Origin of the sequence: Streptomyces sp. NPDC057694 (assembly GCF_042799415.1) — a bacterium.
GTDB lineage: Bacteria > Actinomycetota > Actinomycetes > Streptomycetales > Streptomycetaceae > Streptomyces.
The window spans coordinates 13,513-34,515 of the sequence record NZ_JBHVIX010000040.1 but is presented as its reverse complement, the minus strand read 5'-3'; the positions used below and the strand labels follow the sequence as shown (position 1 = coordinate 34,515).

General features: G+C 71.4%; 21 protein-coding genes. 10 read left to right on the top strand and 11 right to left on the bottom strand.

The window, feature by feature from the left end; genetic code table 11:
* Window position 1: 1 nt before the first annotated feature.
* Window positions 2-385 (bottom strand): ATP-binding protein, encoded by a 384-nt coding sequence (locus ACFVDP_RS41935; RefSeq protein WP_383502521.1) that lies wholly within the window; start codon window positions 383-385, stop codon window positions 2-4.
* A 355-nt stretch (window positions 386-740) separates the two neighbouring features.
* Between ACFVDP_RS41935 and ACFVDP_RS41930 the strand changes: the two genes are divergently transcribed.
* The gene (locus ACFVDP_RS41930) at window positions 741-1,844 is read left to right on the top strand and encodes a serine hydrolase domain-containing protein (RefSeq protein WP_383502518.1); all 1,104 of its coding nucleotides are present in this window, start codon (window positions 741-743) and stop codon (window positions 1,842-1,844) included.
* A gap of 37 nt (window positions 1,845-1,881) precedes the next feature.
* Here the strand turns inward: ACFVDP_RS41930 and msrA are convergent, their stop codons facing one another.
* Complete coding sequence (gene msrA, locus ACFVDP_RS41925; protein WP_383502515.1) at window positions 1,882-2,556, bottom strand: peptide-methionine (S)-S-oxide reductase MsrA; 675 nt, start codon at window positions 2,554-2,556, stop codon at window positions 1,882-1,884.
* A gap of 80 nt (window positions 2,557-2,636) precedes the next feature.
* On the bottom strand, window positions 2,637-3,728 hold the full coding sequence (locus ACFVDP_RS41920; protein ID WP_383502512.1) for a hypothetical protein: 1,092 nt from the start codon (window positions 3,726-3,728) through the stop codon (window positions 2,637-2,639).
* Between the two features lie 55 nt (window positions 3,729-3,783).
* On the opposite strand from ACFVDP_RS41920, the gene ACFVDP_RS41915 reads away from it, so the two are divergent.
* Entirely contained in the window at window positions 3,784-4,953 is a 1,170-nt protein-coding gene (locus ACFVDP_RS41915; protein ID WP_383502509.1) for a cystathionine gamma-synthase, read from the top strand.
* Window positions 4,954-4,982: 29 nt separating this feature from the next.
* Here ACFVDP_RS41915 and ACFVDP_RS41910 read toward each other — a convergent pair whose 3' ends face one another.
* The 3 genes from ACFVDP_RS41910 to ACFVDP_RS41900 form a co-directional block, all read right to left on the bottom strand.
* Complete coding sequence (locus ACFVDP_RS41910; RefSeq protein ID WP_383502506.1) at window positions 4,983-5,237, bottom strand: hypothetical protein; 255 nt, start codon at window positions 5,235-5,237, stop codon at window positions 4,983-4,985.
* Window positions 5,234-5,737, bottom strand: a complete 504-nt coding sequence (locus tag ACFVDP_RS41905) for a sigma factor-like helix-turn-helix DNA-binding protein (RefSeq protein WP_383502503.1) — start codon at window positions 5,735-5,737, stop codon at window positions 5,234-5,236. Before ACFVDP_RS41905 ends, ACFVDP_RS41910 begins: the two co-directional genes overlap by 4 nt.
* Window positions 5,738-5,818: 81 nt before the next feature.
* Window positions 5,819-6,307: a MarR family winged helix-turn-helix transcriptional regulator gene (locus ACFVDP_RS41900; RefSeq protein ID WP_383502588.1), complete on the bottom strand. Its 489-nt coding sequence runs from the start codon at window positions 6,305-6,307 to the stop codon at window positions 5,819-5,821.
* Window positions 6,308-6,490: 183 nt separating this feature from the next.
* Here ACFVDP_RS41900 and ilvA point away from each other — a divergent pair, with 183 nt between their 5' ends.
* From ilvA to ACFVDP_RS41885, 3 genes are all read left to right on the top strand, one after another.
* Window positions 6,491-7,783, top strand: coding sequence for a threonine ammonia-lyase (ilvA, locus tag ACFVDP_RS41895; RefSeq protein ID WP_383502500.1), 1,293 nt, complete (start codon window positions 6,491-6,493; stop codon window positions 7,781-7,783).
* A gap of 131 nt (window positions 7,784-7,914) precedes the next feature.
* Entirely contained in the window at window positions 7,915-8,886 is a 972-nt protein-coding gene (locus ACFVDP_RS41890; protein ID WP_383502497.1) for an ATP-binding cassette domain-containing protein, read from the top strand.
* Window positions 8,883-9,746 (top strand): ABC transporter permease, encoded by an 864-nt coding sequence (locus ACFVDP_RS41885; RefSeq protein WP_383502494.1) that lies wholly within the window; start codon window positions 8,883-8,885, stop codon window positions 9,744-9,746. The genes ACFVDP_RS41890 and ACFVDP_RS41885 overlap by 4 nt, the downstream gene beginning before the upstream one ends.
* Before the next feature lie 83 nt (window positions 9,747-9,829).
* On the opposite strand, the gene greA is transcribed toward ACFVDP_RS41885, so the two are convergent.
* Window positions 9,830-10,327, bottom strand: coding sequence for a transcription elongation factor GreA (greA, locus tag ACFVDP_RS41880; RefSeq protein ID WP_111664073.1), 498 nt, complete (start codon window positions 10,325-10,327; stop codon window positions 9,830-9,832).
* A gap of 208 nt (window positions 10,328-10,535) precedes the next feature.
* Window positions 10,536-10,946, bottom strand: a complete 411-nt coding sequence (locus ACFVDP_RS41875) for a DUF4307 domain-containing protein (protein WP_383502491.1) — start codon at window positions 10,944-10,946, stop codon at window positions 10,536-10,538.
* 131 nt (window positions 10,947-11,077) lie between these two features.
* Here ACFVDP_RS41875 and mca point away from each other — a divergent pair, with 131 nt between their 5' ends.
* The 3 genes from mca to ACFVDP_RS41860 all read left to right on the top strand — a co-directional run bounded on the left by mca (window position 11,078) and on the right by ACFVDP_RS41860 (window position 12,905).
* On the top strand, window positions 11,078-11,959 hold the full coding sequence (mca, locus tag ACFVDP_RS41870; protein WP_383502488.1) for a mycothiol conjugate amidase Mca: 882 nt from the start codon (window positions 11,078-11,080) through the stop codon (window positions 11,957-11,959).
* Window positions 11,960-11,977: 18 nt separating this feature from the next.
* Window positions 11,978-12,208, top strand: a complete 231-nt coding sequence (locus ACFVDP_RS41865) for a hypothetical protein (protein WP_383502485.1) — start codon at window positions 11,978-11,980, stop codon at window positions 12,206-12,208.
* Between the two features lie 64 nt (window positions 12,209-12,272).
* Complete coding sequence (locus ACFVDP_RS41860) at window positions 12,273-12,905, top strand: dihydrofolate reductase family protein (protein WP_383502482.1); 633 nt, start codon at window positions 12,273-12,275, stop codon at window positions 12,903-12,905.
* On the opposite strand, the gene ACFVDP_RS41855 is transcribed toward ACFVDP_RS41860, so the two are convergent.
* Window positions 12,883-16,095 (bottom strand): tetratricopeptide repeat protein, encoded by a 3,213-nt coding sequence (locus ACFVDP_RS41855; protein WP_383502479.1) that lies wholly within the window; start codon window positions 16,093-16,095, stop codon window positions 12,883-12,885. The genes ACFVDP_RS41860 and ACFVDP_RS41855 overlap by 23 nt on opposite strands.
* A gap of 119 nt (window positions 16,096-16,214) precedes the next feature.
* Here ACFVDP_RS41855 and ACFVDP_RS41850 point away from each other — a divergent pair, with 119 nt between their 5' ends.
* Together ACFVDP_RS41850 and ACFVDP_RS41845 are read left to right on the top strand one after the other, a co-directional pair.
* Window positions 16,215-18,245, top strand: coding sequence for a thioredoxin domain-containing protein (locus tag ACFVDP_RS41850; RefSeq protein ID WP_383502476.1), 2,031 nt, complete (start codon window positions 16,215-16,217; stop codon window positions 18,243-18,245).
* Window positions 18,246-18,325: 80 nt separating this feature from the next.
* A complete protein-coding gene (locus ACFVDP_RS41845; RefSeq protein WP_383502473.1) occupies window positions 18,326-18,637 on the top strand; it encodes a hypothetical protein in 312 nt (103 codons plus the stop codon).
* A 130-nt stretch (window positions 18,638-18,767) separates the two neighbouring features.
* Here ACFVDP_RS41845 and ACFVDP_RS41840 read toward each other — a convergent pair whose 3' ends face one another.
* Together ACFVDP_RS41840 and ACFVDP_RS41835 are read right to left on the bottom strand one after the other, a co-directional pair.
* Window positions 18,768-19,379 carry a TetR/AcrR family transcriptional regulator gene (locus tag ACFVDP_RS41840; protein ID WP_383502470.1) on the bottom strand — a complete coding sequence of 204 codons (612 nt, stop codon included), beginning with the start codon at window positions 19,377-19,379 and terminating at the stop codon, window positions 18,768-18,770.
* Window positions 19,380-19,390: 11 nt separating this feature from the next.
* Complete coding sequence (locus ACFVDP_RS41835; RefSeq protein WP_383502467.1) at window positions 19,391-20,950, bottom strand: MFS transporter; 1,560 nt, start codon at window positions 20,948-20,950, stop codon at window positions 19,391-19,393.
* Between the last annotated feature and the right edge of the window lie 53 nt (window positions 20,951-21,003).

Sequence of the window (21,003 nt, the reverse complement as noted above, 5' to 3'; positions counted from 1 at the left end):
TTCAGGGTGCTGTGGCGTGCGGGGTGCGGCCAGCGATTTTCCGCTCCGCTACCTCGCACCACACCGTCTTCTCGTGCGCTGCTTGCCGTACGCCCCAGCGCACGGCGACCGCGCCGAGCAGCGCGAGCCCGCGCCCGGACTCGTCGACGGGTGCCGCGTGCAGGAGAACGGGCAGCGCGCGCGGATCGGGATCGGTGACCTCGATCCGCGTACGGCCGCCGTCCCCGTCCCGGACGAGCACCGTCACCGGTGTGCCCTCCCCGACATGGTCGATCACGTTCGTCACCAACTCGCTGACGCAGAGCTGGACTTCGAAGCCGTGACCGCGAAGGCGGTGCCGCAGCTCAGGCACCGCCTTCGCGGTGGCCAGCAACTCGATCCTCATCGCTCGGCCGCCCTCTCGCAGCGCGCGGGCCATGTCGTCGGCGGTGGGGGCCGGCACTCCGGTCGTAGATCGTGATGTTGCTGATCGGAGCCGACCGTGAGGAGTCTCAGCATTCTTAGGGGGGTAGCCCCCGGCACCGCCCTGAGGACAGCGCACCAGTACGTCGGGGGGAAAGCCGGATGGGGCGATCCTCCCTCTGCTGGTGAGATGGTCGCCGACCGTCGGCTCCGGGGGCGACACAGTCGCGGGTCTCAGGCGCCTGAGCGGTCCGTGGAGGCGTGCAACCTGACCAGAGAAGGGGTTCATCATGCATGGGTTAAGAAGAGGTTGGCGCGGCGCGCTCGTCCTGACCAGCATGGCTACAGCCGTCCTCGCCGCATCGACCGCGCCCATGGCGGCGGCGAGGCCGCGGCCCGCCGATCCTCTCCAACAGAAGGTGGAGGCGATCCGTGACACCGGGGCCGTCGGTGTGCACGCCGAGGTGATGTCACCGGACGCACGCGACAGCGCGTACGCCGGGACGGCCGCGATGAACACAAAGAGGCCGATGCCACGGGACGGCAGGTTCCGGATCGGCAGTGCGACCAAGACCTTCACGGCCACGGTTGTGCTGCAACTCGTCGGCGAGGGGCGGATGTCACTGGAGGACACCGTCGAGCAGTGGCTGCCGGGACTGGTCCGGGCCAACGGCAACGAAGGCGGCCAGATCACCGTGCGGCAGTTGCTGCAGCACACCAGCGGCATCCCTGATGTCGGGCCGGAGATACCCGCGTTGAACAGCGCGAACGGCTACCGGGCCGAGCGATTTCGCACGTACTCTCCCGAGGAACTGGTGGGGCTGGCGATGCGGCACCGTCCCACGTTCTCCCCACCGGGCGACGGCTGGTCGTACTCCAACACCAATTACATTCTCGCCGCGATGATCATCCACAAGGTCACCGGCCGGGTTTGGGCACGGGAGGTGAAGGATCGGATCATCCGCCCCCTGAAGCTGAGGGACACCAGTACGCCCGGCGTCTTCCCGTCCATCCTGGGTCCCCACGCCCAGGCCTACACCGCGTTCGGCACCGGAACCGACACCGACGTCACCAAGCTCAATTCGAGCATGGCGGTCGGCTCCGGCTCGATCATCAGCACCGCGCGTGATCTGAACCGGTTCTACGCCGCGCTGCTCGGCGGCCGTCTGCTGGCTCCGGCACAGCTCGACGAGATGGCGACCACCATGCGCGCGCCCGAGTTGGGCGTGCGGTACGGACTCGGCCTTGCCGAGATCCCGTTGCCCTGTGGCGGCAGCTTCTTCGGCCACCGGGGCGAGCTTCTCGGCTATGTCGCCTGGGGCGGCGCCACCCGGGACGGGACCCGGAGCGCCGTGGTGTACGTCACCCGTGACGGCGGCCAGGACACCCAGCAGGCCATGATCGGACTCGTGGGTCAGGAACTGTGCCGGACGCGTTCCTAGGACGTCGGGCCGTCCCGCAAGGTGGGTACGGGTTCGCTCAAGGGGTTCGGCCGTCCGGCTCCGCCACCCCGACCGGACACGACACCCCGGTCCCCCCGATCCCGCAATACCCGCCCGGATTCTTCTCCAGGTACTGCTGGTGCTCCGGCTCCGCCGGGTAGAAGACGCGGCCCTCCGCCGGGAGGATCGCCGTGGTGATCGTGCCGTGGCCGGAGCCCGTCAGGACCTGTTGGTACGCCGTACGCGAGGCCTCCGCGGCAGCGGCCTGCGCGGGGGAGTGGGTGTACAGCGCCGAGCGGTACTGGGTGCCCACGTCGTTGGCCTGGCGGAAGCCCTGGGTCGGGTCGTGGTTTTCCCAGAAGAGCTTCAGCAGGGTCTCGTACGGGACCAGTGACGGGTCGTAGATCACTCGGACCGCCTCGGCGTGGCCCGTCAGGCCCGTGCCCACCTCGTCGTACGACGGGTTCTCGGTGAAGCCGCCCTGGTAGCCGACGAGCGTCGTCCACACGCCCGGCGTCCGCCAGAAGACGCGCTCGGCGCCCCAGAAGCAGCCGAGCGCGAAATCGGCGACGGCCAGGCCGTCCGGGTACGGGCCCACCAGTGGGTTGCCGAGGACCGCGTGCCGCTCCGGGACCGTGAATTCTGGCTCGGAGCGGCCGCGCAGGGCCTGCTCGGGGGTGGGCAGGACCGGGGTCCGGCCGAAGAGTGCCATGGGGTGCTGCCTCCCGGGTGGTGGCGGTGACGTCGACGTCACCGCCTACAACAACCCCGGCCCGCCACAGGATTCCGGGGTCAGGCGGACAGCGTCGCCGGACTGCCCCCGTTCGCCTCGTAACCGGCCACCGCGAGCGCCCGGTACACGGCGTACGACGCCGCCGGATCGGCCTCCGCGGTCCACGGCACGGCGCCCACGTGCCCGTCCACCCGGATGAGCTGCTGCATCGCCTCGGACCACCGCTCGGCGCGCACCAGGAAGAACACCAGCAGGTGCCGTACGTGGGAGAGCATCGGGTCGTCGGGACGGGCCGCGTGCACCGCGTACAGGGCGCCGTGCAGCGCCTTGGACACGACCTCGCTCTCGTAGAACCCGCGCACCAGGTTCAGATCGGGCATGTGCTCGTACAGCGCGAAGAGCGGCAGCGCGGCGAGCAGCGAGCCGCGCGGGGCGCGGGCCGCGGCGGCCTCGGCGAAGGCGAACGCCTGCTCGCGCGAGCCGTGCCACTTCTCGCACCAGTAGCGAAGACCGGCCAGATGCGCCCCCATGTGCCCGGGCGCCGTGTCCAGGATCTTCAGCCAGACCTGCTCGAACTCCGACTGGGAATAGCCGAGCCCGCGCGCCACCGCGAGATGCGTGATGTGCGGGACCGGGTCACCGGGCGCGAGCAGTCCGGCCTGCTCACAGGCGGCGCGCGCCTCCTCCAGGATGATCCGCTGCTCGTCCTCGGTGCCGCCGTTCCGCCAGGCCTGCTGCACCAGGAACTCGGCGAACACCTGTGCCCCGCCCGCGTCCTTCGGCTGCTGCGAGCGCCACGCGTGCAGCCACCCGGCGCCGAGCCGCGGCGTCTGCTGGAGCTCGATGGCGGCGGCCCCGGCGATCGCCTGCACCCGCTCCCACCGGGTCTCGGTCTCCTTGCCGGTGCCGGCGAGCAATTGCGAAGCGGCCGTGAAATCTTGATTGCGCTGGACGACGGCCATCACATCGAGCAGATCCTGATCGGGCCCGGGCAGGCGGACGTCCAGGTCCTCCTGTCGCGTGAACCCGTAATCGGCCGGATCGGCGGCGTCCGGTGACCCCGGTGCCACCTGACGGATGCCGCCGCGCCTGCGCAGCATCACCACCCAGGCGATCATCAGCACGGCCATCAGCCCCCAGAGAATTCCCATGCTTCAAAGCTAACCGAGGCGGCGACGGCTCCACGGCGCACTACCCTCGGGGCACATGAGCGACACGCACAGTCAGAGCGAAGCCCAGCGAGGCTTCGAGACCACCGCCATCCACGCCGGGAACACGGCCGACCCCGTCACCGGCGCCGTGGTCCCGCCGATCTACCAGGTCTCCACGTACAAGCAGGACGGCGTGGGCGGTCTGCGCGGCGGCTACGAGTACAGCCGCAGCGCCAACCCCACCCGTACCGCGCTGGAGGAGAACCTCGCGGCGCTGGAGGGCGGCCGCCGCGGCCTCGCCTTCGCGTCCGGCCTGGCCGCAGAGGACTGCCTGCTGCGTACGCTGCTCAGCCCGGGCGACCACGTGGTCATCCCGAACGACGCGTACGGCGGCACGTTCCGCCTGTTCGCGAAGGTCGTCTCGCGGTGGGGTGTCGAGTGGTCGGTCGCGGACACCAGTGACGCGGCCGCCGTACGCGCCGCGCTCACCCCGAAGACCAAGGTCATCTGGGTCGAGACCCCGTCGAACCCGCTGCTGGGCATCACCGACATCGCCGCCGTCTCGCAGGTCGCCCGCGAGTCCGGCGCCCGGCTCGTCGTCGACAACACCTTCGCCAGCCCCTACCTCCAGCAGCCGCTGGCGCTCGGCGCGGACGTCGTCGTGCACTCGCTGACCAAGTACATGGGCGGCCACTCCGACGTGGTCGGCGGCGCCCTGGTCGTCAACGACGACAGCCTCGGCGACGACCTCGCCTACCACCAGAACGCGATGGGCGCGGTCGCCGGCCCCTTCGACGCCTGGCTGGTGCTGCGCGGCATCAAGACGCTCCCCGTCCGCATGGACCGGCACAGCGAGAACGCCACGCGGGTCGCCGAGATGCTCACCCGCCACCCCCGCGTCACCAAGGTCCTCTACCCGGGCCTGCCCGAGCACCCGGGCCACGAGACCGCCGCCAAGCAGATGAAGGCGTTCGGCGGCATGGTGTCGTTCCAGGTCGAGGGCGGCGAGGCGGCCGCGGTCGCGGTCTGCGACCGGGCGAAGCTCTTCACGCTCGGCGAGTCCCTCGGCGGCGTCGAGTCGCTCATCGAGCACCCGGGCCGGATGACGCACGCGTCGGTCGTCGGATCGGCCCTGGAAGTCCCCGCCGACCTGGTCCGGCTCTCCGTCGGCATCGAGTCGGCGGACGACCTCCTCGCCGACCTGAAGCAGGCTCTCGAAGGCTGAGCAGGTCTCACCGGGGCAGCATCAGGGGCTCACCAGTCCGTCAGCGGTGGGGTCGTCCGCGAGGGCGGCTCCACCCACGGGTGCGTGATGCTCGCCCACACCAGGAACGTCACCGCCGCCACGGCCAGCAGGCACCACAGCAGCCGCCTGGCGGCCCGGCGTCGGCGCAGCGCCCGGCCGCCCCTGCGCATCGCCTCCGCGCACAGCTCCGCCGGGACCACCGGCGCCTGCGCCGAGTCGAGCACGGCGCGTACCGAGGCCGATCTGCGGTCGTCGAGGCTCATGTCGAGGCCGCCTTCCGCAGCGGCGGTGCGGGCGCCGGTCCGCGCGGCGGATGCAGCACCAGGCCCATCGCGCGGGTGTGCACGGCACGGACCCGCTCCATGGGCAGGCCGAGCAGCGCCGCCACCTGCTCCTCGCCGACCCCCTCGAACAGCCGCAGGACGAGAATCAGCCGTTCCTGCGGCGACAGCCCCCCGAGTACACCGCCACCGCCACCGCCCGCCCGGCGGCGCCGGTGCAGGCGCGGCCAGGTGCCATGGGCGAAGCGGACGGCCAGGTCCTTACGGGCGCAGTCGTAGGGATCCTCCCCCCGAAGACGGTCCCAGGAGGCATACGTCTTGGCGAGGGAAGACGTGAGGAGCCTCTGCGCGCGGGGATTGTCGTCGCCGGTCTCGGCGGTCAGCAGCGTCGCGGCATGGAGCAGCCGCCCGGCCGCGCCCGCGACGAACGCCTCGAACTCGCGGGCCCGGCGGGCATCCCGGGACGCCTGCCGATCGCGCACTCTTCATATGAGGCCTGCCGCGGCCCCCCGGTCAAGAGGCGGGAGCCGCGGCAGTGCCGATGTCCGGGAGGCCGTCGGCCCTCAGGAGTCGGCGGGCGGAGTGGGCTGGCCCGACTGGCGGGCCGACAGGGCCGTGTTGAAGCGCGTGAGGAGCGCGCAGAACTGCTCGCGCTCCTGCGGCTCCCAGTCCTGCGTCAACTGCGCCATCAACTCCTGCCTCGACGAACGGACTTCGTCGAGCCGGGCGAGACCGCGCGGGGACAGCTGAAGCACGACGGCCCGGCCGTCCTCGGGATGCGAGGTGCGCTTCACGAGGCCGGTGTCGACGAGCGGGGCGACCTGACGGGTCACCGTCGAGGAATCGATCCCCATGCTCGCCGCGAGCGCCTTGACGCCCATCGGACCTTCTTTGTCGAGGCGGTTGAGCAGCAGATAGGCGGCTCGGTCCATCGAATTGCGCACCTGCCCGACCCCGCCGAGCCGGGTCTGTTCGGCGCGACGGGCGAAGACCGCCACCTCGTGCTGCAGCGTTTCGAGGAGGCCGGTGTCGCCGGCGGTCGACATGTCCATCGTTTCCTGTGGTGTGGGCATGGCCGGGGGCTCACTTCATGCGTGGGTGGTGGATTGCACTCAATTACGAGATTGGGCCACAGAGTACGCGGCGAAAGCGCTGGCCGTACCGGCCGTGCGCAATCCGGTCTCGCAGCGTGAACATCCCGAGTCATCCGGGGCGTGAGCTGCGAGACTTCCGTCATGAGCTACAGCGCGTCTGACTCCTTGCCTTTCCCGGCCGCGGTCACTCTGGACGACGTACGCGGTGCGCAGAAGATGCTCTCCGGAGTAGCCCGGGTGACAACGATGGCGCACAGTCACCACCTGTCCCAGCTGCTCGGATCCCCGGTCCATCTGAAGTGCGAGAACCTCCAGCGGACGGGTTCCTTCAAACTGCGCGGCGCCTATGTGCGGATCGCCGGACTGCTGCCCGAGGAGCGGGCCGCCGGAGTCGTGGCGGCGAGCGCGGGCAATCACGCACAGGGTGTGGCGCTCGCCTCGTCACTCCTGGGCGTGCGCTCCACGGTGTTCATGCCGGTCGGTGCGCCCCTGCCCAAGGTCGCCGCGACCCGGGACTACGGCGCCGAGGTCCGGCTGCACGGCCAGGTGGTCGACGAGACCCTCGCCGCCGCCCAGGAGTACGCCGAGCAGACCGGCGCCGTCTTCATCCACCCCTTCGACCACCCGGACATCGTGGCCGGTCAGGGCACGCTCGGCCTGGAGATCCTGGAGCAGTGCCCGGAGGTGCGCACGATCGTCGTCGGGATCGGCGGCGGTGGCCTGGCGGCCGGTCTCGCGGTCGCGGTGAAGGCGGTGCGCCCCGATGTGCGGGTGATCGGCGTACAGGCGGCGGGCGCGGCCGCGTACCCGCCCTCGCTGGCGGCCGGCCGTCCGGTGGCGATCGACGCCCCGGCGACGATGGCCGACGGCATCAAGGTGGGGCGCCCCGGCGACATCCCGTTCCGGCTGGTCGCGGACCTGGTCGACGAGGTCCGTACGGTGACCGAGGACCAGCTCTCCAGCGCCCTGCTGCTCTGCCTGGAGCGCGCCAAGATGGTCGTCGAACCGGCCGGCGCGAGCCCGGTCGCGGCGCTGCTCGCCGACCCCGCCGGTTTCGAGGGCCCGGTCGTCGCGCTGCTGTCCGGCGGCAACGTCGACCCGCTGCTGATGCAGCGCGTCCTCACCCACGGCATGGCCGCGGCCGGCCGCTACCTCTCGCTGCGGCTGCGGCTGACCGACCGTCCCGGCGCCCTCGCCACGCTGCTCGGGGTGCTGTCGGTGGCCGACGCCAACGTGCTCGACGTGGGCCACGTACGGACCGATCCGCGGCTCGGGCTCACCGAGGCCGAGGTGGAGCTGCACCTGGAGATGAAGGGGCCCGCGCACTGCGCCGCGGTCGGGGCCGCGCTGCGGGACGCGGGCTACACGGTCACGAGCCAGTCCGCGATGGGCCACTCCGCCATGGGCCACTCCTCCCTGGGGCAGTCCGCGTAAATCCGTTGCCGATACGCGATACATCGCGATAGCGTGTGGCCCGCGTCACGCTTCGCCGGGCATGTGCGGCCCGGGAAATCTACAATTTCGCTATATAAGCGACATGCGGGCCGATCATTTGGGGGAACCACATGCCAGGCGCCATCTACGCCGAAGGTCTGGTGAAGACCTTCGGCGACGTCCGGGCTCTGGACGGGGTCGATCTGGACGTGCCGGAAGGCACCGTCCTCGGCCTCCTCGGGCCGAACGGAGCGGGTAAGACCACGGCGGTGCGCTGTCTGACGACACTGCTGACGCCGGACAGCGGCAGGGCGGTCGTCGCGGGCATCGATGTTCTGAAGAATCCGAACGAGGTACGGCGCTCGATCGGCCTGTCCGGCCAGTTCGCCGCGGTCGACGAGTACCTGACCGGCCGCGAGAACCTCCAGATGGTCGGCCAGCTCTACCAGATGCGGGCCAAGGAGGCGAAGGCCCGCGCGGCCGAGCTGCTGGAGCGGTTCAACCTCGCGGACGCCGCCGACCGCCCCTCCAAGACGTACTCCGGAGGCATGCGCCGCCGCCTCGACCTCGCCGCCGCGCTCGTCGTCTCCCCGCCGGTGATGTTCATGGACGAGCCGACCACCGGACTCGACCCGCGCAACCGGCAGCAGCTGTGGGAGGTCATCCAGGAGCTGGTGGCGGGCGGCACCACGCTGCTGCTCACCACCCAGTACCTCGAAGAGGCCGACCACCTCGCGCACGACATCTGCGTCGTCGACCACGGCCGCGTCATCGCCCGCGGCACCTCCGACCAGCTCAAGGCGCAGACCGGCGGCGAGCGCGTCGAGGTCGTCGTGCACGAGCGCGAGCACCTCGCCGCCGCCCGGGAGATCCTGGCCGGCTTCGGCAAGGGCGAGACCACCGTCGCCGAGCACACCCGCAAGCTCACCGTCCCGGTCACCGGCGGCGCCAAGCTGCTCGCCGAGGTGATCCGGGACCTGGACGCCCAGGGCATCGAGATCGACGACATCGCCCTGCGCCGCCCCACCCTCGACGACGTGTTCATCTCCCTCACCGGGCACATGGCCGAAGCAGCCGACCAGAGCGAGGAGCCCGGAAAATGAGCGCCGTCACCGACACCCCCCAGCTCGCCCCGCGCCCCGCGGGCGGCATAGGCCAGTCCGTCCGGGACTCCCTGGTCGTCGCCAAGCGCAATCTCATCCGCATGACGCGGATCCCCGAGATGATCCTCTTCGGGATCATCCAGCCGGTGATGTTCGTGGTGCTGTTCACGTACGTCTTCGGCGGCTCGATCTCCATCCCGGGTGCGGGCACCAGCCCCGGCGCCTACAAGGAATTCCTGATGGCGGGCATCTTCGCCCAGACCGTCACCTTCGCCACCGCGGGTGCGGGCGCCGGCATCGCCGACGACATGCACAAGGGGCTCATCGACCGGTTCCGCTCACTGCCCATGGCGCGCGGGGCGGTGCTCACCGGACGCACCCTCGCCGACCTCGTGCAGACGGCCGTGACCCTCGCCGTCCTCGCCGCCGTGGCCCTGCTCGTCGGCTGGCGCACCCACGAGAACATCGGCAAGGTCCTGGCCGGCTTCGGACTGCTCCTGCTGCTCGGGTACGCGTTCACGTGGATCGGCGCCCTGATCGGCCTGACCGTGCGCACCCCCGAGGCCGCGACCTCGGGCGGCCTGATCTGGCTCTTCCCGCTGACCTTCATCTCGAACGCGTTCGTGCCGGTCAACGGCATGCCGAAGTTCCTGCAGTACATCGCGGAGTGGAACCCGTTCAGCGCCACGGTGTCGGCGGCCCGCGAGCTGTTCGGCAACACCATCGACGGCGTCCCCAAGTCGGTGACCGGCGCCTGGCCCATGGAGCACCCGATCTGGGCCTCCCTGATCTGGTCGGTGCTGATCATCCTGTTCTTCCGCACCCTCGCCGTCCGCAAGTACCGCAAGGCGGCCGGCTGACCGGCCCGGCAGCGAGAAGGCACACGAAAGGCCCCCGGAAGCGGTGTGCGCTCCGGGGGCCTCGTCGTACGACAGTGTGGGCGTCAGCCGCTGTACGGCTCCGCCTTGAGGATCTTGACCGAGGCCAGCTTGCCGTTCGGCAGCTCGTACTCGGCGTCCTCGCCGACCTTCTTGCCGTTCACGCCCGTGCCCAGCGGTGACTGCGGCGAATACGTCTCGATGTCGGAACTCGCGTACTCGCGGGAGGCCAGCAGGAACTCAAGGGTGTCGTCCTCGTCGCCGTCGAAGGCGATGGTGACGACCATGCCCGGTGCGACGACGCCCGACGCGGCCGGGGCCTCACCGACCTTGGCCTTCTCAAGGAGCTGGGTCAGCTGGCGGATGCGGAGCTCCTGCTTGCCCTGCTCCTCCTTCGCCGCGTGATACCCGCCGTTCTCGCGCAGGTCGCCTTCCTCGCGCGCCGCAGCGATCTTCTGCGTGACTTCCTCGCGCGCGGGACCAGACAGGTACGCCAGCTCGTCCTTGAGCTTGGTGTGCGCCTCCTGCGTCAGCCAGGTGACGTCTTCGCTGGTCTGGGTCACAGGTCGCTCCTCGTAGGTACTTGGATACAAAGCATCGCCCTACCCAGAAGGATGTTCCCTCTCGGGTGGGCGAAACCACGAGCCTAACAATTCGCAGACCAAAGGGGGAGGACATAAGGCATCAGTTTTACGTCAACGCAGGTCAGCCACCACAAACCCGAAGGGATCGCAGGCAGACCGGTCAAGCCGCCGAAGCGGTTCAGGCCGTTCAGTCTGCGTGGCAGCCGAGCAGCTCGGCCGTCGTTCCCCTGCCGCCGGACGTGCGGAGCGTGACGAGCTTGTCGATCCGGTCCTGCTTCTGGTCGAAGCGGAAGTCGGCGCGGCCCACCTCGCCGCCGGCGGCGTCCTGCGAGCGGATCGTGCAGTAGCCGGAGGTGCCGCTGTCCTTGCGGATCTCCAGATGGACCTTGACGTGATCGTCGTACGTCTTGAAGGCGATGACCTCGCCGCTGAACTTGTTGCCGCCCGAGATGTAGTACCAGCCGAACCAGACGAGCATCGCGGCGAAGAGCGGGGCCAGGATCATCGCGGCCAGTCGCAGCTTGCGGTCGGCGCGGGCGTCGGCGCTGCGCGGGGAGCTGTAGCGGCCCTCGGGCAGGTCCTGCCGCACGGCACTCATCAGCCAGTTCCTCTCGCCTCGCCCGTCAAGATGCGGACGCCGGAATTTTCGGCCCCCCGGTTCGGTCACTATAGAAGCCGCCCATTGCACCGAAACACACCAGGGCGCCTTATCTCACCGAGGATCTTGTCTTGACTGAGCAGCTGCGACTGATGGCCGTTCACGCCCACCCCGACGACGAGTCGTCGAAGGGCGCGGCCACCATGGCCAAGTATGTGTCCGAGGGGGTGGACGTGCTGGTCGTCACGTGCACGGGCGGCGAGCGCGGCTCCATCCTCAACCCCAAGCTCCAGGGGGACACGTACATCGAGGAGCACATCCACGAGGTGCGCAAGAAGGAGATGGACGAGGCTCGCGAGATCCTCGGCGTCAAGCAGGAGTGGCTGGGCTTCGTCGACTCGGGGCTGCCCGAGGGCGACCCGCTGCCGCCGCTGCCGGAGGGCTGCTTCGCGCTGGAGGACGTCGACACGGCGGCCGGCCGCCTGGTGCGGCAGATCCGCGACTTCCGTCCGCAGGTCATCACGACGTACGACGAGAACGGCGGATACCCGCACCCCGACCACATCATGACCCACAAGATCACGATGGTGGCCTTCGACGGGGCGAACGACCCGGTCGCGTACCCGGAGGCGGAGTTCGGCCCGGTCTTCCAGCCGTCGAAGCTCTACTACAACCAGGGCTTCAACCGCCCGCGCACCCAGGCGCTGCACGACGCGCTCCTGGCCCGCGGCATGGAGTCGCCGTACGAGGACTGGCTGAAGCGCTGGGACGAGTTCGGGCGGGTCGAGCGGAACCTCACCACGCACGTGCCGTGCGCCGACTTCTATGAGATCCGCGACAAGGCGCTGATCGCGCACGCCACGCAGATCGACCCCGACGGCGGCTGGTTCCGCGTTCCGATGGAGGTCCAGAAGGAGGTCTGGCCGACCGAGGAGTACGAGCTCGCGAAGTCGCTCGTCGATACCTCCCTCCCCGAGGACGACCTCTTCGCGGGCGTCCGTCACAATGCCTAGGTGAACGCGAATCTGGCAATGACCCACCTTGTGTCGCTCGCCGCCCAGTCGGAGGTGGACGAGGACAAGGTCACCCCGGGTGTCCTCGGTTTCATCGTCTTCGCCGTGATGGCCCTGGCCGTGTGGGGTCTGATGAAGTCCATGAACAAGCACATGCGCAAGGTCGACTTCAAGGAGAAGTCGTCCGGGGCCGCGTCCGAGCCGGTCGCCTCGGCGTCCGGCGCGGACGACCGCCGCACCTCGGCCTGACGCACCCCGTGCCCGCCGGCGCGCCCGCGCGATGAGTTTCGCGGGCGCGCACGGTCGTACGGGTATGAACCCTGTGACAGGCAAGAGCCCCGCCGGCAAGAGCCCCGTACTGATGCACGCGGTCGTCTCCGTGGACGGATTCATCGCCGATGCCGAGGACCAGGTCGGCGCCCTCTTCGACTGGTACGGCAACGGGGACGTGCCGATCGTCGAGGGCGCCGGGTTCCGGGTGTCCAAGGCCTCCGCCGAGTACACCCGTGCGATCTGGGACAGCCTCGGCGTGATCATCATGGGCCGCCGTCTGTTCGACCTGACGAACGGCTGGGACGCGCAGCCGCCCGCCGGTGAGCACGTCGTCGTGGTCTCGCACCGGCCGCGCCCCGCCGACTGGCACCCCGAGGCGTCCCACTACCACTTCGCCCGCGATGTGCCCGAGGCCGTCGCCAGGGCCCGGGAGCTGGCGGGGACGCGGTCCGTCGCGATCACCGCGGGCGACATCGGCGGCCAGGCGTTCGCCCTCGGCCTCGTCGACGTGGTGGCGATGGACGTCGCCCCCGTCGTCCTCGGCGCGGGCAGGCGTTTCTTCGGGTCCGCCGCCGGTGAGCGGCTCCTGGACGACCCGCACGTGGTCGTCCAGGGAGACCGGGTGCTGCACCTTCAGTACCGGACCCGCGTCACGGCTGCGGAGTCGTCATGACCACGCCCATCGTGTCCCGTGCGTGCCGGTTCGGGACCATGCCGAGCCGCCACGCCTGCCAGCCCGTGTCCAGGTCCACGCCCCGCTCCAGCAGCAGCTGGTACGCCTCCACGTAGTCGTCGAGCTTGCCGTCGCGCGTGGGGTGCACTGCCTGGCCGAGCTGGGCCAGCTCCTCCTGCGCGACCGCCGAGCCGACCTCCGAACCGCCCGGCGAGGCGTAGGGCAGCAGGGTGCAGCGCAGGAAGACCGCCCAGTCCTCGCCGCGCCGGTCGCCGTACGAGGCGAAGAGCGCCTGCGCCTCCTCGCACAGCGTCATCGCCTGCTGGAGGCGGGCGTTGCCCGCGTCGACGACCGCCAGCTCCAGGCACGTCCAGCCCTCGCCGTGCGCGACGCCGATCCGCTGGAAGTCGGCGCGGGCGTCGACCAGGAGCTGGCGGGCGAAGCCGGAGTTGCGCAGGCTGCCGGTCTGCACGGCCCGCTGGTCGCGGGTGACCCGCGCCGAGTGGTGCCGGGCGCAGGCCAGGCCGTACACGTCCCGCATCCGGGAGAACATCGTGCGCGAACGCTCCAGCTCGCGGACCGCCTGGTCCAGGTTGCCCGTCTCCTCCAGGGCCTGGCCCAGGTAGTAGTACGTCCAGGCCTCGCCCCGCGCGTCCTCGTTGTCCCGGTGCCGGGACGCCGCCTGGCGCAGCCCGTCGACCGCGACCGACGCGTCGCCCTCGACGAGCCGGGCGCGGGCCAGCTGGGTCATCGCCCAGGCCTCGCCGCGGGCGTCGCGGGTGCGGCCGTACAGGTCGAGCGCGGCGCGCAGCTCGTCGTCCGCGCGCGGCACGTCGCCCATCCGCAGGCACAGCTGGCCGAGCTGGAAGTGGGCCCACGCCTCGCCGTGCAGCGACTCGTTCTCCCGGTGCAGGGCGAGGGCGTCGGTGAGCAGGGACAGCGACTCGCGGACATGGGCGCGGTCACGCTCGACGGCCGCGAGCGCGTGCAGGGTCCAGCCGCGGTCGCCCTTGGTCTCGGGCGTCGTCTGCAGATCGAGGGCCTCCCGCAACTTCGCGGCGGCCTCGGTGAGCTGGCCCTGGTGGTGCAGGGTGATGCCGAGCGAGCACAGCGCGCGCGCCTCGCCCGCCCGGTGGTGGGCCTCGCGGTACAGGTCGACCACCGACGACAGGGTCGTACGCGCCTTGTCGAGTTCGCCGAGATGACGGGCCGCGATACCGGTGCGCCACTGGACCGAACGCACAAGCAGGCCCTGGTCGATGGCCTGCGTCAGCTCACTGATCTCGCCCAGGCGGTAGAGGTCGCCGCGCAGCAGGCAGTAGTCGCACAGGGCGCCGAGCAGGCCGAGCACTGCGTCCTGGTTGACCCCCTCCGCGTGCCGCAGCGCCGCCGTGATGAAGCTCGACTCGTCGTCCAGCCAGCGCAGCGCCGCATCCAGCGACGTGAAGCCGTGCGGGCCCATCTGACCGGCCCGCGTCGACATGTTGCCGTCGACCAGGCGGATCACCGAGTCGGCCAGCTCGGCGTAGTTCTGGATCAGCCGTTCCTGGGCGGCCGTGCGCTCCTGCGGCTCCTCCTCGTCGGCGAGGCGGGCCTGCGCGAAGACGCGGACCAGGTCGTGCAGCCGGTAGCGGCTGCCCCGGACGTGGTCGACGAGACCGGCGCGGGCCAGCGCGGTCAGGTGCTTGGTCGCCTCCGTGTCGTCCGTGGCCAGCAGCGCCGCCGCCGCTGCCGCGCCCAGCGAGGCCCGGCCCGCCAGCGCGAGGCGCCGCAGCAGCCGCCGGGCCGCGTCGGACTGGTCGGTGTAGCGCAGCCACAGCACGCGCTCGACCGGGTCGACGGGCCCGTACGCGCTCAGGTCGGCGGCGAGCTGACGCGGAGAGCGCGGCCCGATCGCGGACCCCGCGATGCGCAGCGCCAGCGGCAGGCCGCCGCACAACTCCCGTACGGCGTCCGCGGACTCGGCGTCGTAGGGACCGCCGGTGTCCTCCGCGGCCTCCCGCAGCAGCTCGTCCGCGCCCGCCGCGTCCAGCGCCTCCACCGGCAGCTGGTGCACCCAGGCGGGGGTGTCGTCCCCGAGCTCCAGCGGCTCCCGCGAGGTGACGATCACCAGGCTGTCGGAGCGCTCGGGGATGAGCGTGCGCACCTGCCGCGCGTCCTCGGCGTCGTCGAGCACGATCGTCACCGGAAGCCCGGTCAGATGCTGGTGGTACAGCTCGCTCAGCCGCTTGACCTGCTGCTCCGGCGTGGACCGCTCACGGAACAGCAGCTGCTCGCGCGGGGCGCCGAGCCGGTTCAGCAGATGCAGCAGCGCGTCCCGCGTCGACAGCGCGGGCCCGTCCGCCCGGTCCCCGCGCAGGTCCACGACACACGCCCCGCGGAACTGGTCGCGCAGGTCGTGCGCGGCCCGCACCGCGAGCGTCGTGCGCCCCGCGCCGGGCGTCCCGTGCAGCACGACGACCGTCGGCCGGGTCTCGGTGCTGGCCCGCGCCGCGTGCACCCACTGCGCGATCCGCGCCATCGCGGCCCGCCGCCCGGCGAACGGTCCCTGCGGCTGCGGGAGTTGACCGAACGACTGCTCCAGTACGCTCCTGCGCCGCGCGGCCGCGCTCCGGTCGGGCCTGCGCCCGCCCGGCACCACCGTCTTCGTGCCGACCGACCCGGTGGACGCGGCGAGCACCCGCTGCTGGTCCAGGAAGGGCCGGATGCCCCGCACCTCCAGGGCGGTCAGCCATTGCAGCCGCAGCTGCTCGGGCCCGCCCGGCTGGTTCCTCGCGCCGGCGCTGCGGCTGGCCGCGGGCACGTGCGACGCGGTCACCTTGGCGACGGTCGCGGCGGCCCCGAGCACGGCCACGGCGGCGCCCACTCCCAGGGCCGTGCCGGTGCTGGTGCCGACGATCAGGTCGGCCACGCACGCGGTGACGGCGCCGACTCCCGCCACCTGCAGGGGAGTCGACCCGCCCTGCTTGGCGAACCGCTCCCCGAACGTCATCTGCCCGGCCGCCGCCTCGTCCAGCGCTCCGGTGTACGCGGCATACTCCTCGGCCGCCGTCTGCTCCATGGCATCCAGTGCACCCTTGGCCCGGGACAGCAGCACCCCGGCATCCGTCCGCCCGCCCGAGCGCCGTACCTCCTCCTCCACGGCCCGGGCCAACAGCCGCTCGGCCTCCGCCCGATGGCTGTCTCGCATCTTCGGTCCCCCTCCGGTGGCGACAGTTCAGCCTCAAGTGTCCTGCGTATGGGGTGTCGGCGCGAGGGTCCCTGCGACCAAAGATCAGGACCGTGACGGTGATGCGCAAGTATGGGGGCATGCCGAACCGACTGGCCCATGAGACGTCCCCCTACCTCCTCCAGCACGCCGACAACCCGGTGGACTGGTGGCCCTGGTCGGCCGACGCCTTCGAGGAGGCGAAGCGGCGGGGGGTCCCGGTGCTGCTCAGCGTCGGGTACTCCAGCTGCCACTGGTGCCACGTCATGGCGCACGAGTCCTTCGAGGACGACGCCACCGCCGCCCTCGTCAACGAGCACTTCGTCGCCGTGAAGGTCGACCGCGAGGAGCGGCCCGACGTCGACGCCGTCTACATGGAGGCCGTGCAGGCCGCCACCGGGCACGGTGGCTGGCCCATGACGGTGTTCCTGACGCCGGACGCCGAGCCGTTCTACTTCGGGACGTACTTCCCGCCCGAGGCGCGCCACGGCTCGCCCTCCTTCACCCAGGTCCTCCAGGGCGTGCGCGACGCGTGGGGCGAGCGGCGCGGGGAGGTCACCGAGGTCGCCGGGAAGATCAGCGCCGATCTCGCGGCGCGCGAACTGACCTACGGGGGCACGGAGGTGCCCGGCGCGGAGGAGCTGGGGCAGGCGCTGCTCGGGCTCGTGCGGGAGTACGACGCCACGTACGGCGGGTTCGGCGGCGCGCCCAAGTTCCCGCCGTCCATGGTCATCGAGTTCCTGCTGCGCCACCACGCGCGCACCGGCGCCGAGGGCGCGCTCCAGATGGCCACCGACACCTGCGAGCGGATGGCGCGCGGCGGGATCTACGACCAGCTCGGCGGCGGCTTCGCCCGCTACTCCGTGGACCGCGAGTTCACCGTGCCGCACTTCGAGAAGATGCTCTACGACAACGCGCTGCTGTGCCGCGCCTACGCGCATCTGTGGCGCTCCACCGGCTCGGAGTTCGCCCGCCGGACCGCCCTGGAGACCGCCGACTTCATGGTCCGTGAACTGCGGACGAACGAGGGCGGGTTCGCCTCGGCGCTGGACGCGGACAGCGAGGACCCGGTGAGCGGCGAGCACGTCGAGGGCGCCTACTACGTGTGGACGCCCGCGCAGCTGACCGAAGTCCTGGGGGAGGAGGACGGGCAGCTCGCCGCCCGCTGCTTCGGGGTCACCGAGGAGGGCACCTTCGAGGAGGGCGCCTCCGTCCTCCAACTCCCGCAGAGCGACGAGGTGTTCGACGCCGAGCGGATCGACGGCATCCGGCGGCGGCTGGCCGCGGCCCGCGCCGAGCGCCCCGCCCCCGGCCGGGACGACAAGGTCGTCGCCGCCTGGAACGGCCTGGCGATCGCCGCGCTCGCCGAGACCGGCGCCTACTTCGGGCGGCAGGACCTCGTGGACGCCGCCGTCGCCGCGGGCGATCTGCTGGTGCGCCTGCACATGGACCCGCAGGCCCGCCTCTCCCGCACCAGCAAGGACGGCCGCGTCGGCCGCAACGCGGGTGTTCTGGAGGACTACGCCGATGTCGCCGAGGGCTTCCTCGCGCTGGCCTCGGTGACGGGGGAGGGCGTCTGGCTGGAGTTCGCCGGGTTCCTGCTGGACCACGTACTGGACCGGTTCGTGGACGCGGAGAGCGGGGCGCTCTACGACACCGCTGTCGACGCGGAGCAGCTGATCCGCCGCCCGCAGGACCCGACGGACAACGCCGCGCCGTCCGGCTGGACCGCCGCCGCGGGGGCCCTGCTCTCGTACGCGGCCCAGACCGGTTCGGAGCCGCACCGCACCGCCGCCGAGCGGGCGCTGGGCGTCGTCAAGGCGCTCGGCCCGCGCGTGCCCCGCTTCATCGGCAACGGTCTGGCGGTCGCCGAGGCGCTGCTCGACGGGCCCCGCGAGATCGCCGTGGTCGGGGAGGTCGGCGGGCGGCTGCACCACACCGCGCTCACCGGGACGGCCCCCGGCGCCGTCGTCGCGGCCGGGCCCGAGGGCAGCGGTGAACTGCCGCTGCTGGCGGACCGGTTGCGGATCGAGGACCAGGACACCGCCTATGTGTGCCGGCACTTCGTGTGCGACGCCCCGGTGACCGATCCCGACCGGTTGGGACAGATCGTGGGCGGTACGACGGCCTGACGGCCGCGGTGCGGCGCCGGGCGTCACTGGACCGGTGCAAAGGCCGTTTCCTCCGGGGCGGTCGCTGAGATACGTAGGGCATGATCCGCTACCTCGCGACCGCCGCGCTCGCCGCCGCCCCGCTCCTTCCGAGCGCGTCCCCGGCGCTCACCCCGGACACGGTCCACCGGGGCGTCACCGGCTGCTTCTCCTGGTCCTGGAAGGACGGGGGCGCCGTCACGACGACCGTGTACTACCGCAATCGCTGCGACAGCGCGCACACGCTGCGCATCCGCTGGTCGTCGGCGGCGTCCGGCAACGAGGACATCAAGGTCAAGGCCGGGGCCAAGGGCTCGACGTGGAGCTTCATCTCCTTGAAGCCGCTGAGCTTCGCCGACCTCGGGCGCGCTTAGCGGGCCGCGGCAAGCCGCCGACGCGTCTGAGCGGTGCACGACTGGACGCGTCCGCGGCTCTCGTCGTGGTTGCTCGCGCCCCGCGGCGGAGCCGCTGATGTGCACAGCCCCGCGCCCCTTACGGGGCGCTTTAGAGGCCGTGCTGGACGGTGTCCAGGGCGCGCAGGACCAGGTCGCGGAGGTCCTCCTCGTGGTCGTGCTCGGCCCAGTACATCGTGGCCTGCATGATGGCGCCGACCAGGGCCATCGCGTAGACGCGGACCTCCAGGTCGTCGGCGTCGCGGCCGGTGCGCTCGGCGATCACCCGGCACATCAGCCGGCCGGTGACCGACATCGACTCCATCATCCGGGAGCGCACCGCGGGCGTCTCGACCTGGAGGCGGGTGCGCAGCCGGGCGACCTCGGGCTTCTCGCTCTCGAACGCGAGCTCCAGGCTGCGCTGTACGACGTGCCGGATGGAGTCGACGATCGATTCGTCGGCCGGCCGGGCCCGCAGCTCGCGCTCCAGGACCGGGTCGAACTCGTCGGTGAGGACGATGTCTTCCTTGGTCGGGAAGTAGCGGAAGACCGTGGACGGCGACACCTCGGCGGCCTCGGCGATCTGCTCGACCGTCGTCGCGTCGTACCCCTGCTCCTCGATCAGGCGGTACGTCGCCTCGCGGATCGCCGTCCTGGTCTTGATCTTCTTGCGCTCGCGGAGCCCGATCTTGGGCTCCGCGGGCGTCTGTGCTGAGGCGGCCATGGCGCTCATTGTCAGGCATCGGCGCTGATCGGGGCCACCTCCGCGGTGGAAGAGGTGTTCTCGTCGGGGCGGACGCGGCCGGGCATCAGGGCCGCCGAGAGCAGCGCCGCGGCCAGCGCGACGACGCCGATGACGATCAGGGCGAGGTCCATGCCGTGCAGATACGCGGTGTTCGCCGACGCCGCGAGCGCCTCGTCGCCGAGCCGTCCGGCCACGACATGGGCGCCGGTCACCGAGTCGCGGGCGACCTCCGCGGCCGGGCCCGGCAGCCCCGCGGTGGAGAGCCGGTCCGTGTAGGCGCCGGCGACGAGCGCGCCGAGCAGGGCCACGCCGAGCGCGCTGCCGGTCTGGCGCACCGTGCTCAGCAGACCCGTGCCCCGCCCGGCCTGGTCCTTGTCGAGCGCGGCCATGGCGCCGCCCATCGCGGGGATCATGGCGAAGGCGATGCCGACGCCGCCGATCGACAGCCACAGCGCGGTGAACCCGTAGCCCGAGTCGACGGTGGTGCGGGCGCCGAGGAACGCGGCGAAGGCGAGCACCGCCAGCGCCGCGCAGACCACCGACCGGGCCCCGAACCGGACGACGAGCGGCTGCGCGAGACGCGCCGCGAGCAGCATGCCGCCCATCAGCGGGACCATCCGCACACCGGTGCCGAGCGAGTCGATGCCGAGGACGGCCTGGAGGTACTGCGGCAGCAGGAACAGCACGCCGGACAGGACGAACATGCCGAGCGTGGCGGCCAGGGTGTTGCTGAGGAAGCCGCGGTGGGCCAGGAGCGAGAGGTCGAGCATGGGCCGGGTACCGCGCCGCTCGCGCAGGATCAGCGCGGTGAGCAGCGCGACGGCCGCCGCGAAGGCGCCGACGACGACGGCGTCGCTCCAGCCCCGGCCCGGGCCCTCGATGATCGCGTAGATGAGGCTGCCGAGGCCGAGCGCGGTGAGCACGGTGGAGACGGTGTCGACCTTGGGCGCGGCCGGGTCGCGGCTCTCGGGGAGCAGGAACAGGCAGGCGGTGATGCCGATGGCGACCATCGGCACGTTCAGCACGAACACCGAGCCCCACCAGAAGTGGTTGAGCAGCCAGCCGCCGATGATCGGGCCGAGCGGCATGCCGAGCGCGGAGGCCGCCGAGATCATGCCGATGGCCTTCGTCTGCTCCGAGCGCGGGAAGAGCGAGGGCAGCACGGACATCGCGAGCGGCATCACGAACGCCCCGCCGACGCCCATCAGGGCGCGGGCCACGATGACCCAGGTGACATCGCCCGCGAGCGCGCCGACCAGCGACGCGGCCAGGAAGACGCCGAGCCCGCCGATGAGCATCCGGCGCCGCCCGAACCGGTCGCCGAGCAGTCCGGCCGGGAGCATCAGGGCGGCGAAGACCACGATGTACGCGTCCGCCATCCACTGCTGCTGGCCGGTGCTGGCGCCGAGGTCCTCGGCGATCGTCGGCAGCGCCACGTTCAGGATCGTCATGTCGAAACCGAGCACGAGCATGCTCGCGACCAGGGCCCCGAGGGCCCACCAGCGCCGGGGATCCAGGCGCGACTCCGAAGGAGCAGTGACAGTAACCATGAAATGAGAGTAGCTGTCAGTTCGTAGTGTCTGTCAATGGGAAGTCGCTCTCT